At 68.2% G+C, this 15,189-nt stretch carries 14 protein-coding genes and 1 pseudogene; 4 read left to right on the top strand and 11 right to left on the bottom strand.

What is annotated here, in order from left to right; genetic code table 11:
* Positions 1 to 205: pseudogene (locus U9978_RS19935) on the top strand (hypothetical protein); the annotation flags it as partial.
* A gap of 454 nt (positions 206 to 659) precedes the next feature.
* Here the strand turns inward: U9978_RS19935 and U9978_RS19940 are convergent.
* A complete protein-coding gene (locus U9978_RS19940; RefSeq protein WP_322762661.1) occupies positions 660 to 1,850 on the bottom strand; it encodes an amidohydrolase family protein in 1,191 nt (396 codons plus the stop codon).
* Positions 1,851 to 1,982: 132 nt separating this feature from the next.
* Here U9978_RS19940 and U9978_RS19945 point away from each other — a divergent pair, with 132 nt between their 5' ends.
* From U9978_RS19945 to U9978_RS19955, 3 genes are all read left to right on the top strand, one after another.
* Entirely contained in the window at positions 1,983 to 2,711 is a 729-nt protein-coding gene (locus U9978_RS19945) for a TetR-like C-terminal domain-containing protein (protein WP_322762662.1), read from the top strand.
* 68 nt (positions 2,712 to 2,779) lie between these two features.
* The gene (locus U9978_RS19950) at positions 2,780 to 3,694 is read left to right on the top strand and encodes a metallophosphoesterase (RefSeq protein ID WP_322762681.1); all 915 of its coding nucleotides are present in this window, start codon (positions 2,780 to 2,782) and stop codon (positions 3,692 to 3,694) included.
* A gap of 7 nt (positions 3,695 to 3,701) precedes the next feature.
* Positions 3,702 to 4,436 carry a 4'-phosphopantetheinyl transferase family protein gene (locus tag U9978_RS19955; RefSeq protein ID WP_416211056.1) on the top strand — a complete coding sequence of 245 codons (735 nt, stop codon included), beginning with the start codon at positions 3,702 to 3,704 and terminating at the stop codon, positions 4,434 to 4,436.
* Here the strand turns inward: U9978_RS19955 and U9978_RS19960 are convergent.
* The 10 genes from U9978_RS19960 to accA all read right to left on the bottom strand — a co-directional run.
* The gene (locus U9978_RS19960) at positions 4,417 to 5,808 is read right to left on the bottom strand and encodes an FAD-dependent oxidoreductase (protein WP_322762663.1); all 1,392 of its coding nucleotides are present in this window, start codon (positions 5,806 to 5,808) and stop codon (positions 4,417 to 4,419) included. The genes U9978_RS19955 and U9978_RS19960 overlap by 20 nt on opposite strands.
* Positions 5,809 to 5,919: 111 nt before the next feature.
* Complete coding sequence (locus U9978_RS19965) at positions 5,920 to 8,382, bottom strand: FAD-dependent monooxygenase (protein WP_322762664.1); 2,463 nt, start codon at positions 8,380 to 8,382, stop codon at positions 5,920 to 5,922.
* Positions 8,379 to 9,734 carry a beta-ketoacyl synthase N-terminal-like domain-containing protein gene (locus tag U9978_RS19970; RefSeq protein ID WP_322762665.1) on the bottom strand — a complete coding sequence of 452 codons (1,356 nt, stop codon included), beginning with the start codon at positions 9,732 to 9,734 and terminating at the stop codon, positions 8,379 to 8,381. The genes U9978_RS19965 and U9978_RS19970 overlap by 4 nt, the downstream gene beginning before the upstream one ends.
* Positions 9,731 to 11,005 (bottom strand): beta-ketoacyl-[acyl-carrier-protein] synthase family protein, encoded by a 1,275-nt coding sequence (locus U9978_RS19975; protein ID WP_322762683.1) that lies wholly within the window; start codon positions 11,003 to 11,005, stop codon positions 9,731 to 9,733. The genes U9978_RS19970 and U9978_RS19975 overlap by 4 nt, the downstream gene beginning before the upstream one ends.
* On the bottom strand, positions 11,005 to 11,430 hold the full coding sequence (locus U9978_RS19980) for a cupin domain-containing protein (protein WP_322762666.1): 426 nt from the start codon (positions 11,428 to 11,430) through the stop codon (positions 11,005 to 11,007). The genes U9978_RS19975 and U9978_RS19980 overlap by 1 nt, the downstream gene beginning before the upstream one ends.
* 22 nt (positions 11,431 to 11,452) lie before the next feature.
* Positions 11,453 to 11,986 carry an SRPBCC family protein gene (locus tag U9978_RS19985; protein WP_322762667.1) on the bottom strand — a complete coding sequence of 178 codons (534 nt, stop codon included), beginning with the start codon at positions 11,984 to 11,986 and terminating at the stop codon, positions 11,453 to 11,455.
* Positions 11,986 to 12,315, bottom strand: a complete 330-nt coding sequence (locus U9978_RS19990) for an acyl carrier protein (RefSeq protein WP_322762668.1) — start codon at positions 12,313 to 12,315, stop codon at positions 11,986 to 11,988. Before U9978_RS19990 ends, U9978_RS19985 begins: the two co-directional genes overlap by 1 nt.
* A 13-nt stretch (positions 12,316 to 12,328) precedes the next feature.
* The gene (locus tag U9978_RS19995; RefSeq protein WP_322762684.1) at positions 12,329 to 13,678 is read right to left on the bottom strand and encodes an acetyl-CoA carboxylase biotin carboxylase subunit; all 1,350 of its coding nucleotides are present in this window, start codon (positions 13,676 to 13,678) and stop codon (positions 12,329 to 12,331) included.
* 89 nt (positions 13,679 to 13,767) lie between these two features.
* Positions 13,768 to 14,283, bottom strand: coding sequence for an acetyl-CoA carboxylase biotin carboxyl carrier protein (locus U9978_RS20000; protein WP_322762669.1), 516 nt, complete (start codon positions 14,281 to 14,283; stop codon positions 13,768 to 13,770).
* Positions 14,280 to 15,189: carboxyltransferase subunit alpha (gene accA, locus U9978_RS20005; RefSeq protein WP_322762670.1), on the bottom strand; the 910-nt coding region annotated here is incomplete at its 5' end. The genes U9978_RS20000 and accA, both read right to left, overlap by 4 nt.

The following is a 15,189-nucleotide window of genomic DNA, read 5'->3' on the forward strand; positions in this document are numbered from 1 at the left end:
ACCCCGCGATGCCCAACCCCGCGATGCCCAACCACGCGATGCCCAACCACGCGATGCCCAACCACGCGGTGCCCAACCCCGCCCCCGTCGTGGGGAATCAAGCGTTCCGACCGGTGCGCTCGCGGACGCGCTACGCCGTGCCGGCCTCGTCGACGAATTCGGCAACAGCGTCACGAAGCCGAAACGCACCGGCCGCGGCGGCTGACCCGGTAGTGCTCCAGGACTGCGGCCTCCCAGGCCGAAGAGTGCGCGATCGTTGGTCCTTTCGCGCACTCGGAGCGTCACTCATGCTGTGCCCGTCGGAGTCTTCGTGTAGAAAGCAGCCGCCACCTTCTCGAAGGCACGGATGTACTGCTGCATGTGTCGCTCGCTGTAGACCGGGTGGGTGTAGAGAGGGAGCGTCCGTGCCGCGAGCTGGGCCGACCGCCCCGCTCAGCGGTCGGGAAAGCGCGGCGGCCGTTTCTCTCGGAATGCGCGCAGGCCCTCTTGGGCGTCCCGACCCGGGCTGACGACCATGACCGCGAGCTGCGCGTCCGCGAGCGACTACTCGAGCGATGCGGCAAGGTGCGTGCCCCAGCCCCGCGACGCCGTGTCCCCTATTGCTGGGCGCTCTAAGTGGTCGGCTGCTTCCAATCGGCAAGGTCAGGCTCGAGGACGGCTCAGTGACGGCTCAACAACAATCTGCCATTGTCATGGGCAATTTTCCGGCGTTGCTCGTCCGGGAGAACCGCGACGTGGCCGAGGAAGTCGCGCGGGGTCGCGTAACCCTCCGGGTGCGGCCAGTCCGAACCGAGCACGATGCTTTCCGGCCCGATCTCACTGACAATCTTGGCCACATCATCCTCGGGGAACGGCGTGACCTTTACATGCCGCTTGACGATCTCGCTGGGCCGCTCGCTCAACGGGCCGCCGAGCCAGGGGCCGTTGCGGCCCATCCCGCGCATCTTGTCCAGGCGGCGAACGAAGTAGGGAAACCACTCCGCGCCATGTTCGACCGCCACCGCCCGCAGTCGGGGAAAACGACCGAAAATGTTTCCATATACCAAAGCGGACAGTGTATCCATTATCGGCCGGTCACAGTAGCAGTTCATCCACTGCCACGCAGACTGGGCGTACGACGACGGCTCCGGATTCTCGCCCCACAGGCTTGACACATCACGGTTGTAGCCGCTCTCGGTGACGTGATAAGCGACCGTCGCACCGGCTTCGTTCAAGCGTGACCAGACCGGGTCGAAGTGCGGATCAGCCGGCGAACGACCGTTCACCGGGCCGGGCCGCACCGCCACGACCCGGGCCCCCCGATCGAGGACGAACTCGACTTCCCGCACCGCCGCGTCAACATCCCACAGCGGTATCCAGGGCGTGGCGAAGATTCTGTCCTGGTAGGCGAACCCCCAGTCTTCGTGGAACCACTCGTTGAACGCGTGGTAGTTGCGGTACAGCTGCTCCAAGGTGCGATGGAAGCCCTCCGCCGAAATCGCGACACTCGGAAACAGCATGACCGCCCGTACCTCCTGGGCGTCCATCGCCTGCAACCGGGCGTCGCGGTTCAGATACTCGGGACGCGGCTCTTCCCATCGGTAACCTTCGGTGACCGTGCCGGATTTCATGCTCCGCAGCATCTCGGCCAGTGACCCGGGCCGGCCCACCTGGCCATAGACCTCGCTGTCCAGGAAGGTCAACGGCTGGTCACCGACGAACGGGATCTCCCGGCCATCGGGCAGGCGTCCGGGTTTGACCGCCTCGTCGAGGTGGCGCGACGGCAGGTACCGGGTGAACGAGTCACGCGGCTCGTAGCAGTGGTTGTCGCAGTCGTACAGCCAGTAATCATTCTGGATATCGTCGGCCACTGTGCATCCGCTCCTCCGGGTCGTCTGCGGTCGGCCATCGATTTTCTCGACGATCGGACAGTAATATGCAGAGGTTCGGTACACAAGCGGCCTGGATGCCGGACGATCCACACGGCCGGCGGGGAGGAATGCATGACCGCTGAGCCAGTGCCGGGGCCAGTGCCGGAGCCGGGGCCAGTGCCGGAGCCGCCGCGCGGCCGGGGCAGACCACGGGACCGGACAGTCGGGGTTCGGGTCCGTGCGGCCGCACGCGCCGAGCTGGCCAGCAGCGGAGTCGTGCACTTCAGCATCAGTCGCGTTGCCCGCCGGGCTGGTGTCGCCAAGGGCACCGTGTCGCTGCGCTGGCCGCAGACCCTCGACCTTCTCGTCGACGCGCTCAGTGAACAGCTCCAGTGGGAGCCCGGACCCGATCTCGGGTCTCTCGCCGCCGATCTGGAGCTGGTCGCACAGCGCAATGCGGCGGTTCTCAGCCCGCCGGGGTTCGAACTCGCCATGCACCTACTCACGAATGCCGCCCGCCGTCCTGACCTGCGGGAACGCTACCAGCGCCGCATCGTGGCGATCGGGTTGGACCACACCCGACAGGTCTTCGTCCGGGCGCAGGCGCGAGGCGAGATCCACCCAGGCGTTGACCTGGAGCCGCTGCTGCTCAGTTTCGTCGGAGCCATCGTCATGGCCACCATGGCATCGCCGACGCTCACCCCGCCCGACCAGCGGGAGCGGGAGCGAATCGTGGCCGTCACGCTCGCGGCCTGCCGAGCCCTAGGATGCAGTTGCCACCGGACCGGCAGCGCGCACCATGACATCGCCGCACCACCAAGATCATCGTGGTCGACTCCGGGCGACAGCGGTCCAAAGTAGAACAATCCGGGCTTTTCTCGTGTCAGCGCAATTCACGGAGTAATATCGGTAGAGTCGGACGGGTGACCATATCCCGGGCGTCGGCTGGGAAATTACTGGCCATCAGCGATCTGCATGTCGCCCATCCCGAGAACCGTCAGATCGTCGAGGAACTTCACCCGGAGTCGGCTGGAGACTGGCTGATCGTGGCCGGTGACGTCGGTGAGGTCGTCGCGGATGTCGAGTGGGCGCTGGCTCTGCTGCGCGACCGCTTCTCCACCGTGATCTGGGTTCCCGGTAACCACGAACTGTGGACGCCGCGAAAGGACCCGGTGCGGTTATCCGGTGACCGGCGATACCGGCACCTGGTACAGATGTGCCGCGGCTTGGGCGTACTGACCCCGGAGGATCCCTATCCCGTCTGGGAGGGTGCCGGTGGCCCGGTGACCGTGGCACCGCTGTTCCTGCTCTACGACTACACGTTTCGTCCGGCGGGCACGCGCAGCAAACAGGAAGGGCTTGCCGTGGCCCACGATGCAGGTGTGGTGTGCTCGGACGAGTTCCTGCTGGACCCGGACCCGTACCCGAGTGTGGACGCATGGTCACAGGTGCGGGTCGCGCACACCCGGACGCGACTCGCCGAATGCGATCCGAACATGCCGACCGTCCTGGTGAACCATTTCCCGCTGGTGCGCGACCCGACAGCTATCTTGCGGCACCCCGAGTTCGCGCAGTGGTGCGGCACCGAGAGCACCGCCGACTGGCATCGTCGGTTCCGGGCTACCGCCGTCGTCTACGGCCATCTTCACATTCCGCGGACCACCTGGTACGACGGAGTCCGGTTCGAGGAGGTCTCGGTCGGTTATCCGCGGGAGTGGCGCCGCTGGACCATCCCGCGAAATCTTCCCCGTCAGATTCTGCCGGAGCCCGACCTGTATCCGTCGGCCTGGAGCCTTTCGAGCCAGCAGGCATCGAACCGGCAGGCATCGAACCGGCAGGGCTGAGGTACACGTGACTGAGACTGGCCTGCTTGCAGCCCTTCTGCCTGCCGACGCGGTCGCGGTCGAGGCGTTCACCGACGACCCGAACGCCGTGCTGTTCGCCGAGGAGGAGGCGACCCTCGGGCGGTCCGTGGACAAGCGGCGCCGGGAGTTCACCACCGCCCGGGTATGCGCCCACCGCGCTCTCGCCATGCTCGGCCTACCGCCGGCGCCGATCCTGCCCGGTCCCCGACGCGAGCCGCAATGGCCCGCCGGAGTCGTCGGCAGTATCACGCACTGTGCGGGATATCGCGCGGCTGCCGTGGCCTGGTCTGCCGATGTCGTCACGATCGGTATCGATGCGGAACCCAACGCGGTTGTCCCGCCGGGCGTCCTGGACCATGTCGCCCTGGCCGAGGAGCACGCCTGGCTCGGTCCACTGATGGCACGCCACCCCGAGATCTGCTGGGACAGGCTGCTGTTCAGCGCCAAGGAGGCGGTCTACAAGGCGTGGTTTCCCCTTGCCGGGCGCTGGCTCGGCTTTGACGACGCGGTCATCACGGTCGAACCGTCCACCGGTACCTTCTCCGCCCGGTTGCTGGTGGCGGGACCGATCGTCGCCGGCTGCGAGCTGACCGGGTTCACGGGTCGCTGGATGCTCGGCAAGGGCCTGCTCATCACGGCGATCACACTGCCGACGATCACACTGCCGACGATCACAGTGCCGTCCATCACAGAGCCTGCGGTCACGTCGCCGGCGCTCTGACGGCGGAGACGACGTCGACGAGTTCCGCCCGGGTCGGTAGGCCCGCTGCTCGCTTCGGGCGCCATCCCGCGGCGAGCAGTTCTGCCACCCGTGGTTCCACCGCCCGCAGGTCCTCCGGCGCATCGACCAGGTGCATGTGGCGGAACACCGCGCGTGCCACCACCGGGTCGGCAGCGGCGGCGGCGAGCACCGTGAACCGCGGCATGGCAGCCGGGCTCGGCGGGCTCATCTGCGGAATAGCCGCAACGGCCGGAACCGTATCGTCCATGGCTGCCCGCCAGACTTCGGTACGCGACCGATCCAGGGACCGGGCGTCGTCGAACCATGACCACAGTTCGTCATGGACCCAGGCGTCGACGCGTTCCCGCCACAGCCCGGGGTCGGCCGGGTTCTCCGTGACCGCCCGGGCGAGGGTGAGAGCGTGCGCCACGGCCAGCGACGTGCCCCGACCGAAATGCGGGTTGGTGGTGCAGACGACGTCGCCGATCGCGTGCACGCCCGGCGGTGTGGCCGGGCCCAGCGGCCGGAACACGTTGCGCAGACCGTTCATGACCATGATGTCCGAGATCGGCTCGGCGACCGCGGGGTCGGTCCAGGCCGCACCGAACGCAACCATGCGCACGGCCGCCTCGAAGGCGGGCACCGCCCGCAGGCCTGCCAACCCGCTGTCCTCCGGCAGGTGCACGAACGTCACGGTGAAGGTCCCGGCGTCGTGCGGGAAGAGCAGGAACGAGTAGCCGTCACCCTCCTCGACCCCGAGCACTCCACGGTTGACCGGACCTGGTTGGCGTCCCGACCGCAACAGATAACGCCGTGACCGGTACACCTCGTTGGCGGGCTCGTCGAAGATCTCCTGGGCGAGCATCGCCGTGGTGAGGGCACTGCGCCGGCCGCCGCAGTCGACCACGAGATCCGCTGGGTGCAGGCCGCCGTCACCAAGGCGTACTCCGCTGACCGTCCCCTTGTACACCTCGATCTGGCGGACGGTCCCGAGGTGGATGGAGACCCTCGGCTCGGCCTCGACCAGTCGGCGCAGCACCCACTCGAACGTGCTGCGCCGGCACAGGAAGGAACTCAGCCCGTCGGGCAGGGTGACGTCCACCGCGCCGGCGCCGCGCAGCGCCACCACCACGTCGGGCAGCGCGGTCAGCAGTTCGGAACAGCCGCGCGCGAGGAAGGCATGTGGCTGGTGCAGCTGCGCGACCCCGGTCCGTTTCCATGCCGCGGCCTCACCAACCTGCGCAGGCGCAGGTGCCTCGTCCCGCTCGAGGAGTGTGACCGTATGACCCTCCCGCGCGAGCGCGAGCGCGAGGGTCATCCCCGCCGTGCCGGCGCCGCACACGACAACCCGCAGCCGTCGTGCAGGTCCCATTCCCGATCCCAGCCACGATGCCATCCCAATCCCCTCTCGGTGTCGTGTCTCGGTGTCGTACCTCGACGTCGTGTCTCCCCGTCGCTCGACTCCGCGCTACCGGACTCCGCACTACCGGGATCGCTGATCACCACCGCCGAACACGGCGCGCAGATGGTCCTCAAGAGCACCCGTGAGGATCGGCCTGGTCCGGAAGCCCACATGCCCGTCCGGGCGGATCAGGTAGGCGCACGGTCCGGTGGGCGCGTAGGCCGCGCGAAACGCCCGGCCGGTGTCATAGACGACGGGCAGGTCAAGTCCCGGCGACGACGTGGCATCCAGATCCCGGACGAGATAGATGTCGACCAGCCCGGGAAACTGTTGCTGGATCGGGCCGGCCATCTTCTCGTAGCCACGCAGGTCCTCCTCGGTCGTGGCGGCGTCCACGTAGATCAGCAACGTGTGCACGGTGCCGCGGGTCAGCTCGAACAGCCGCATCGGATGCCCGACACCGCGGCGGGTCAGACCGTGCACGTCGGGCGCGCGATCCCCGGCCGCCGGGGACAGTTCGGGTGCCTCCCAGCCCAGTGCCTCGCCGACCCCGGGAGTGCCGTGGTAGCTCAGGGTCATCTGCATCTCGTCGAGGAACTGCGCCTTTTCGTCGGTGTTGTCCATCTCATCGGTGAACGCCACCCGCACGGCGCGGTCCATGACCGCCCGGCCGGCCGGGCGGCGCTCGGCCTCGTAGGTGTCGAGCAGCCCGGGCCCGGCGTGCCCGTTCACGGCGAGCGCGAGCTTCCAGCCGAGGTTGTAGGCGTCCTGGATGCCGGTGTTCATGCCCTGACCACCCGCGGGCGGGTGCAGATGCGCGGCGTCGCCCGCGACGAAGGCCCGACCGACCCGGTAGCGGTCGACGATCCCGTGACTGATCCGGAAAATCGACGACCAGCGGAGGTTGCGTCCGGTGGTGCCGGCCGGTGCCAGCCGGTCAAGCGCGACCTGAAAGTCGGCCAACGTCGGCGGTTCGTACTCCTTGGTGAAGCCCGGCGGCACCTCGGTGCGGGCAGCCTCCGCCATGATCCGCGGCGGCGCCATGGTTGCCATCCGATACCGGCCCTTGCCGCGCAGTGGGACGCACACCAGCATCCCGTCGAGCTCACCGTCGGTCATGTGCATAAACCGCAGCAGGTATCCCTGCGGCATCGCCCAGTCGACGTCGAAGTCGGCCAGCATGAACAGCTGCGGGAACCGGCCGGCCCCGGCGTTGAAGGACAGACCCAGTTCCCTGCGGACGACACTGTGCGCGCCGTCGCAGCCGACGATGTAGCTTGCGCGTACCGTCTCCTGCGTACCGTCGGCGCCGGTCAGCGCTGCGCTCACGCCCGAGGCGTCCTGGGTGAGACCGCGTAGTGCGACGCCCCGCTCGATCGATCCGCCCAGCGTGCGCAGACGGTCGGTGAGGATCCGTTCCGTGTCGTACTGAGGCAACCCGAGGTGGGCGTACGGGAGCTCCGGGAGGTTCCATTCGACCCGGTGCGTCTGACGTCCGTTGATCACAACGATCTGACCGTTGAACCAGATACCGGCGTCGACGGCTGCGCGGACGACGCCCATGTCCTCCCAGATCTCCATGGTTCGGCAGTGCACGCCGATGGCCTTGTCCGCCTGGCTCGGCGGCTCGGTGCTCTTTTCCACCAACCGGAACGAAACCCCGCGACGGGCGAGCTCGACGGCCAGGGTCAGTCCGGTCGGTCCCGCACCGACCACCAGCACGTCGATGCTCGTGCGGGCCTCCCGCCGCCCGCTGACCGTCACCGGTGCCGATCCGGCGCCGAGAGCGGCTCCGGCCATGGTGCCGATGCCGGTGGGCGGGGACGCGGACGCCTCCAGCTCCGGTACCGGCTCCGGGGGCCGGGCCACGATCGTGAAGATACGGCGGGAGAACCCGCGGTTGAGGTAGGGAATCAGCCCGGTGGTCCGGTCGGTATGGCGCGGATCCTGTACCCAGGCGAGGAACGCGGCCTTCGACGCCCACTCGGCGAGCAGGTGGTAGGTGGGTGTTCCGGGCTCGTGCAGAAGCTCTTCGCGGATGTGGCCGGGGACACCGCGCATGGCCGCGGCCACGTCGAGGAATGCCTGCTCGAAGACGTCCTCGTCACCCGCGGGTACGGTCGTGGTGACCAGGACGCGCACGGCCGATCCCCGGCCCGCAAGAGTGTGCAGAACCTGGTATGTATGGCGGTCTGCATCATCGCGCAGCTCCCGCAACGCCGTGGTGAGATGGTCGCGTCGCGGGCCGCGTCCGAAGGCGTCGAGTGCCGCCCGGCTCTCCCAGTCCGCGGCGATCACATATTCGCCGGGGAGGTCAGGATCGCGCATAAGGTCCTGGCGGATGTTGCCGGGCACCGTGCTGATGACCTCAGCCGCTTTCCGCCAGGCGCTTTCAAACTCGTGTTCGCGGCCGGCGGTGGCACGCATCCGCAGCAGCGTGCGCACTGTGTCGGTCTCGCTGCGTCCGGCATCGGTCTCGCTGCGTCCGGCATCGGTCTCGCTGCGTCCGGCCGCGGGGCCGCCGGCGCTCTCGGGGTTGGTCATCGCTGGTTGTCCTCCGCTACCTTTCGGGTCAAAGGGGATGCGCCAGAAAGCGAGCCGGGATCATGATCAACCTCAGGACAGTCGATCTCAGGGCAACGACGTAGGACGAGGGATGTGTTGAATCCGTCGAACCCGCGCGCGTTGATCATCGCGGTGAACACCGGTGTCGGAGTGACCTCGGACACGAAGTTGAGTCGGCATCCCTGCGCCGGAGCGCGGGTGCCCGCGGTCGGCGGAAGAAGATCATGGCGCATGGCCAGCAGCGCGGTAGCCGCATCCAGCGCCGCTCCACCCTGGTAGAGCCTTCCCACCAAGGGCTTTTGGGTGGTGACAGCCGGCGATGCAGATCCATATGCCGCCCACATGGCAGCGCATTCGTCCCGGTCGGCGGCAGGGATGCCGAGCGCGTCCGGGAAGACGACATCAACGTCGCCCGGACGTACGCCGGCCCGCCGCAGCGCCGTGGTCATCGCACGCGCGTACTGCTCGACGTCGCCTCCGCTCCCCCGCCGCGGCGGCCGGGGCCGCCCGTCGAACGTCGCGGCGGCCCCGGCGATCTCCCCGTAGATGATCGGCGCACCGCGAGCCAACGCATGGTCGAGATCCTCGACGACGAGGACGGCACCCCCTTCTCCGGGCACGTAACCGTCCGCATCCACGTCGAACGGACAGTAGGCTCGCGCCGGGTCGGTCCGGGCGGTCATCGCGTGGTTGTGCTGCTGGCAGGTGAGCGCATACGGCGACAGCGGCGCCTCGGTCCCGCCCGCGAGTACGACCGGGGTCCCGCGGCGGACCAGCCGCGCCGCGTGGGCGAGGCTGTCCAGGCCACCGGCGCTCTCGGACACCAGCACCATCGACGGCCCCTTCATGCCATGCATAATCGACAACTGGCCGACCGTGGCCGCGTAGAACCAGGCGATCGACTGGTAGGCGCCGACCGTGTGCGACGGTGAGCTCCACAGCCGCTGGAGCTCACGCTGACCGAAGGCGTTCCCGCCCGAGCCGCTCGCGAGTGCCACCGACATCTCGTACGGATCGAGGGCCGCCGGATCGATCTCGGCATCGGCGAGTGCCTGGCCGGCCGCGCAGAAGGCCAGCTGCGTCCAGCGGTCGGTCTGCACGACGAACCGACCGGGCATGTGATCGGCAGCTTCGAATCCGGGCACCTCGCCGGCGAGGGTGGTGTCGTATCGGGACGGGTCGAACTGGCAGATGCGCCCGATCCGGCTCTCCCCGGACAGTGCCGTCTTCCAGTAGGTATCCGTGCCGATGCCGCTCGCGCAGACGATCCCGATGCCGGTGACGACCGCGCGCGGCTCTGTCGCACGGCCCGTCGCCGCACGGCCCGTCATCGGCCGGCCTCCCGTGGCCGAGCGAAGATCATGGCGGACTGAAATCCGCCGAAACCGCTGCCGACCGACAGTGCCACGTCGACCCGTTGCTCCCGCGCCGTGTTGGGCGTGTAGTCGAGGTCACATTCGGGATCACGATTCGCCCAGTTCGCCGTGGGCGGCACAACGCCGTGCTCGATGGCCAGCGCGCACGCAGCCATCTCGATGGCGCCGATCGCGCCGAGCGAATGGCCGACCATGGACTTGATCGAACTGATCGGTACCTGGTAGGCATGATCGCCGAGGGCGCGCTTGAAGGCTGCGGTCTCGTGCCGGTCGTTCTGTTTCGTCCCGGAACCGTGGGCGTTGATGTAGGAGACGTCCGTCGGCGCCAACCGCCCCTGGCCCAGCGCGTCTGCGATGGCGACAGCCATCTCAGCGCCGTCAGGCCGCAGACCTGTCATGTGAAAGGCGTTTCCCCGGGTGGCGAACCCGGCGACCTCGCAGTAGATGTGAGCGCCCCGGCGCAGCGCGCGTCCCATCTCCTCCAGGACGACGACGGCGCCGCCCTCCCCCAGGATGAAGCCCTGCCTGTCACGGTCGAAGGGGCGGGAGGCGTGCGCGGGGTCGGAATCGTCCGGCGACGTCGCCCTGATCGCGTCGAACGAGGCGAGCGTGACCGGCGAGATCGGGGAATCCGAGGCGCCGGCGATCATGACATCGGCATCCCCGTCCATGACGAGCTGGTAGCCGTACCCGATGGCGTCGATCCCGGACGTGCAACCGGTCGAGACGACCTGGGCGGGGCCGTGTGTCTCGAACCGGGCCGCGACATCGGCCGCCAGGCTGCTGGGCATCAGCGCCTGGTACAGGAACGGGGCGGCGTAGTCGGGATCCACCAGCCACTGCCGGCCGGTGTCGCTGGCCACGACGTATTCGGTCTCCAACGCCGTGGTGCCGCCGACCGCCGTACCCATCGCGACACCGGTAGCGTTCGCGGTGTCCTCGTCGAACACGATCCCACTGTCGGTGACCGCCTCCGCGGCGGCGGCGAGAGCGAACTGGATGTACCGGTCGGACCGGCGGGTATGCCTGGGGGACAGTCCGGCCGCCGCCGGGTCGAAGTCGCATTCGGCCGCGACCCGGGAGCGAAACGGCGAAGGGTCGAAAAACGTGATGCGGCGGGTAGCGGTGCGCCCTTCGGTCACGGTCGACCAGAATGCCGCCCGGGTCGCCCCTCCCGGTGCCACCACACCCACGCCGGTCACCGCCACGCGTCGCGACGCGATCATCATGAGGCCACCGGATCACCGGCTGGGCTCTGGCTGGCCGGGCTCTCGGTGTCGACGTGCCCGAGCTCGGGGCGAGGGGCGAGCGGACCGAGGTGGAAGACCACCGACGCCCGTTCGGACCCGGTGTTGCGCAGCCGGTGACGCATGCCGACCGGGATGTAGAGCCCCTCCCCGGATGCGACAACCGCGGGCTCGTCGTCGCAATCCACGGTAATGACACCGTGTGTGACACACAGGAACTCTTCGCTGTATGGGTGGTAATGTTCGGCGATCTTCTCACCAGGCAGAAGCGTCGCCACGCCCATGAAGCCGGACGTACTGCCTACGGTTCGCGGGCCGAGCAGCACCCGCAGCTCCCCGCCGCGGCGCCGGTCTGCCGGCACGTCGCGAGCGGCCACATGTCCCCAGCAGGATGTGACAGCCATGCTCCCAGCTCCTTCTCGCTCGTCATGCACGGGTGTCGCGGGCCACACCGGCCACACCTGGCGCCCCGGCCCCGGCCGGATCAAGCCCGCCGGCCGCCAGCCGCTCAAGCGTGCCTCGGATGACCTCCATCTGGATCACCGAGTTGGCGTTGATCCGGACGGTCATCGCCTCGTCGTCGACGGGTGCATCCGGGCGCATGGCGAAGTCCTGTACCCACGTCATCCGGACACCGCCGTCGACTTCCTCGTACGCCCAGTGGATGTTCATGTACCGAAAGGGGCCGGGCTCGACCCGATGTGCGCGTACCTCCCGGCGGTCGCGGTCAACCGTCCGCTCGCTCACCCATGACCAGACCCGCCCGTCGGGGTCCGGATGCATGACCAACCGGAAACGCACGGTGTCAGCCTGGCCTTCCGTGTCGCCGTGGCGTTCCAGAATCTCCACCGAGGCATACTCCGTGAAGAGGTCGGGCCATTTCTCGACATCGTTCGTAGCGGCCCAGACGACATCGAATGGAGCGGTTATGAACACTGAGTTCTCGGTGTGTCCCGACATTACCGGGCGACCTCCTCGGAGGATTCGTTGACGATAGCGGAGATCTCGTTCACGGTCATCATGACGGCGTGGTCGGGAATCTCGACTCCGAACCTCTCCACGACCACCGCCTGCAGCTCAAGAACTGCCAGAGAGTCGATATCCAGAGCCTGGAGAGAAAGATCCGGGTTCCCAACGAGAATGCCTGGGTCCACCCCGGCCTTCGTAATGAGGATCTCCGCTATCTGGGCTGGTGTCACCGCGGTCCGGATATTTCCGCCGCTCCCCGTGCTGCCCGTTCTTTCGGCGCTGCCGGCACTGCCGGCGTTTTCAGTACGTTCGGTTCTCATCGCCGTGTCCTTTTCAGTCCGCGACCAGGCGTTCGACCAGGCCGGTCGAATACTGGCCCTTTCGGAACTCGGTGTCAGTCAGTACCTTTTTGATGAACGGAATGGTGGTGACCACGCCGGGCCCGGCGATGTCGAACTCGGCGAGGGCGCGTTCGGCCCGGCCCAGCGCCTCCGCCCGGCTGGGTGCCCAGACCGACACCTTGGCCAGCAGCGAGTCGTAGTGCGGGCTGACCCGGTATCCGGGGAAGCCGTGGGTATCGACCCGGACGAACGGGCCGGCCGGCGGAGTGAACCGTTCAAGCAGGCCGGGAGCAGGCACGAATCCGCGCTCGGGGTCCTCGGTGTTCACCCGGCACTCGACCGCCACGCCGCGTGCGACGACGTCTTCCTGCCGTAGCCGCAGCGGGGTACCGGATGCGACATACAGCTGCTCGTGAACAAGATCGCAACCCGTCACCATCTCGGTAACCGGATGTTCAACCTGGATACGGCTGTTTATCTCGATGAAGTAGTGGGCCTGGTCCTCGTCCACCAGAAACTCGACCGTGCCCAGGCCGGTGAAACCGACCGCGAGCGCCCCGCGTACGGCGTCCCGACACATCTCGGCCACCCGGTCGGGATCGAGTTCGGGTGCGGGCGCCTCCTCTACCAGCTTCTGGTGTCGGCGCTGTACCGAGCAGTCACGAGTGCCGAGGTGGATACCCCCACCGTGCGCGTCGCAAAGTATCTGTACCTCGACGTGGCGGGCCCGCTCAAGGAAGCGTTCGACGTAGATCCGGTCGTCGCCGAACACGGCCCGTGCCGCGGCACGCGTCCGCGTGTAGGCCCGGGACAGCTCCGCGGCCGACCAGACAACGGTCATACCACGACCACCACCGCCGGCAACGGCCTTGATGATGACGGGGTAACCGACGGCGTCGGCGATATCGCGGACGTCGGCTGCGCTGCGGGCCGCGTCCGCGCTGCCGGTGAGCAGGGGCAGACCAGCCTGGCGCATCAGGGTACGCGCCATGCTCTTGTCTCCGAGCGACGCCATCACATTCGGCGGGGAACCGATGAAAACCAGACCGTTGTCCGCGCAGATCTCGGCGAAGTCCGGGTCCTCGGACAGAAATCCGTAACCAGGATGGATGGCATCGGCCTCCGTCATCTTGGCCGCTTCTATGATGGCGGCGACATTGCAGTAGCTGCGCCGTGGTGGCGGCGGCCCGATACACACGGCCTCGTCGGCGTATCGCCGCACGACGGAATCGGCGTCCGCGGTCGAATAGACGGCGACTGTCCGCACGCCGAGCTCACGGCATGCCCGGGCGACCCGCAACGCAATCTCGCCTCGGTTCGCGATGAGAATTTTCTGGAACAACTCCACAACCCCCAGCGGAAAAAGGACCGGGCGCCCCTCGGGGCCGCCGGGCGAGGCGGTTCTGCCATCGTGCCTTACCCGGCGGTCCGTCAGTGGTGCGGCGTGATTTCAACGAGAACCTGGCTGAACTCGACCGCTTCCCCGTTCTCGACGCAGATCCGGGCCACCGTCCCGCCGGTATCCGCGGTCACCGGGTTCAGTAGTTTCATCGCCTCGATGATGCCGATGGTCGCGCCGGCCTCGATGACCTTCCCCACGGCGACGTAGGGTTCCGCCCCCGGCTCGGGGGCGTGGTAGAAGGTTCCGACGAGCGGGGCGGAGACGACGACTGTGTTCCCGGAGTCGGCGTCCTGGGAGCCGATGGCCCGGGAATCGATGGCCCCGGCGGGTTCGAGCGCCGAAACGAGCGCCGCGGCCGGTTCCAGCTGGGCCGGCACGGCCGCCGCAAGCGCGATCGGCGCCCATTCGACCTCGATAATCACATCTCCGGAACAGACACGGATGCGGCCGAGGCGTCCCGGTAGTTCATCGGCCAGCCGCCTGGCATGCTCGTGCAGACAACCGAGAACGTGCTGGCGCTGATCGGTCCCGCTGCCCTGTCTCATGCGGCCGTCTCCTTTTCGTACGGCTCCGGCTGCGACTCCGGCTGCGGCTGCGGCTGGCACGGTGTGAATGCGGCCGGGGTCACCACGGCTGCCTGGCCGAAACGACGGAAACGCGCCCGCCGAGCGTTGACGAGTTCGGCCGCCGGCACCGACAGCAGAGGCCGCAGCGTTTCTCCCACCGCGGCCCGCAGCAGGTCAGCGGCGGCTCCATGATCCGCCTGCGCCCCCCCGAGCGGCTCCGGCACCACCGCGTCGACGATGCCCAGGCGCAACAACGACGGGGCGGTGAGACCGAGCGCACGCGCCGCCTGCGCAGCAGCATGGGCATCGTTCCACAGGATCGCTGAGCATGCCTCCGGGCTGATGACCGAGAAGACGCCGTTCTCCGCCACGAGGACGCGGTCGGCGACGGCCAGCGCGAGCGCGCCACCGCTGCCACCCTCACCAGTGATCACAGCAATGATCGGGGTCGCGAACGCCGACATCCGCTGGATGGCGTGCGCGATCGCGGACGCCTGGCCCCTCTCCTCAGCCTCGCGCCCGGGGTAGGCGCCGGGGGTGTCGATCAGGGTGATCACGGGCAACCCGAGCCGTGCCGCAAGCGACATCACGCGCATGGCCTTGCGGTAGCCCTCGGGCTGCGGCATGCCGAAGTTGTTCGCGATGAGATCCGCGGTCGAGTGCCCCTTCTGCGTCCCGACAACCGCCACGGCGAGTCCGTCGATCTCCGCTAGGCCCGCGACCACCGCGCGGCAGTCGCCGTACAGGCGGTCTCCGCGCAGTTCAACGAAGGTGTCGAAGGAACGGGCGAGATAATCCTCGACGGTCGGACGGGCCGTGTCACGGGCGAGCCGTACGGTCTCCCATGGGTCCCGCTGGACCAACCGCTCCGGGTCGGTGATGACC

It is taken from the genome of Protofrankia sp. Cr2 (assembly GCF_963555885.1).
Classification (GTDB): Bacteria; Actinomycetota; Actinomycetes; order Frankiales; family Frankiaceae; genus Protofrankia.

Bases quoted from the DNA above. Each gene is read 5' to 3' on its own strand.
- U9978_RS19970 (WP_322762665.1), bottom strand. From the start codon at position 9,734: ATGACGGGCCGTGCGGCGACGGGCCGTGCGACAGAGCCGCGCGCGGTC.
- U9978_RS19965 (WP_322762664.1), bottom strand. From the start codon at position 8,382: ATGACCAACCCCGAGAGCGCCGGCGGCCCCGCGGCCGGACGCAGCGAG.
- U9978_RS19975 (WP_322762683.1), bottom strand. From the start codon at position 11,005: ATGATCGCGTCGCGACGCGTGGCGGTGACCGGCGTGGGTGTGGTGGCA.
- U9978_RS19960 (WP_322762663.1), bottom strand. From the start codon at position 5,808: ATGGGACCTGCACGACGGCTGCGGGTTGTCGTGTGCGGCGCCGGCACG.
- U9978_RS19985 (WP_322762667.1), bottom strand. From the start codon at position 11,986: ATGTCGGGACACACCGAGAACTCAGTGTTCATAACCGCTCCATTCGAT.
- U9978_RS20000 (WP_322762669.1), bottom strand. From the start codon at position 14,283: ATGAGACAGGGCAGCGGGACCGATCAGCGCCAGCACGTTCTCGGTTGT.
- U9978_RS19945 (WP_322762662.1), top strand. From the start codon at position 1,983: ATGACCGCTGAGCCAGTGCCGGGGCCAGTGCCGGAGCCGGGGCCAGTG.
- U9978_RS19980 (WP_322762666.1), bottom strand. From the start codon at position 11,430: ATGGCTGTCACATCCTGCTGGGGACATGTGGCCGCTCGCGACGTGCCG.
- U9978_RS19990 (WP_322762668.1), bottom strand. From the start codon at position 12,315: ATGAGAACCGAACGTACTGAAAACGCCGGCAGTGCCGGCAGCGCCGAA.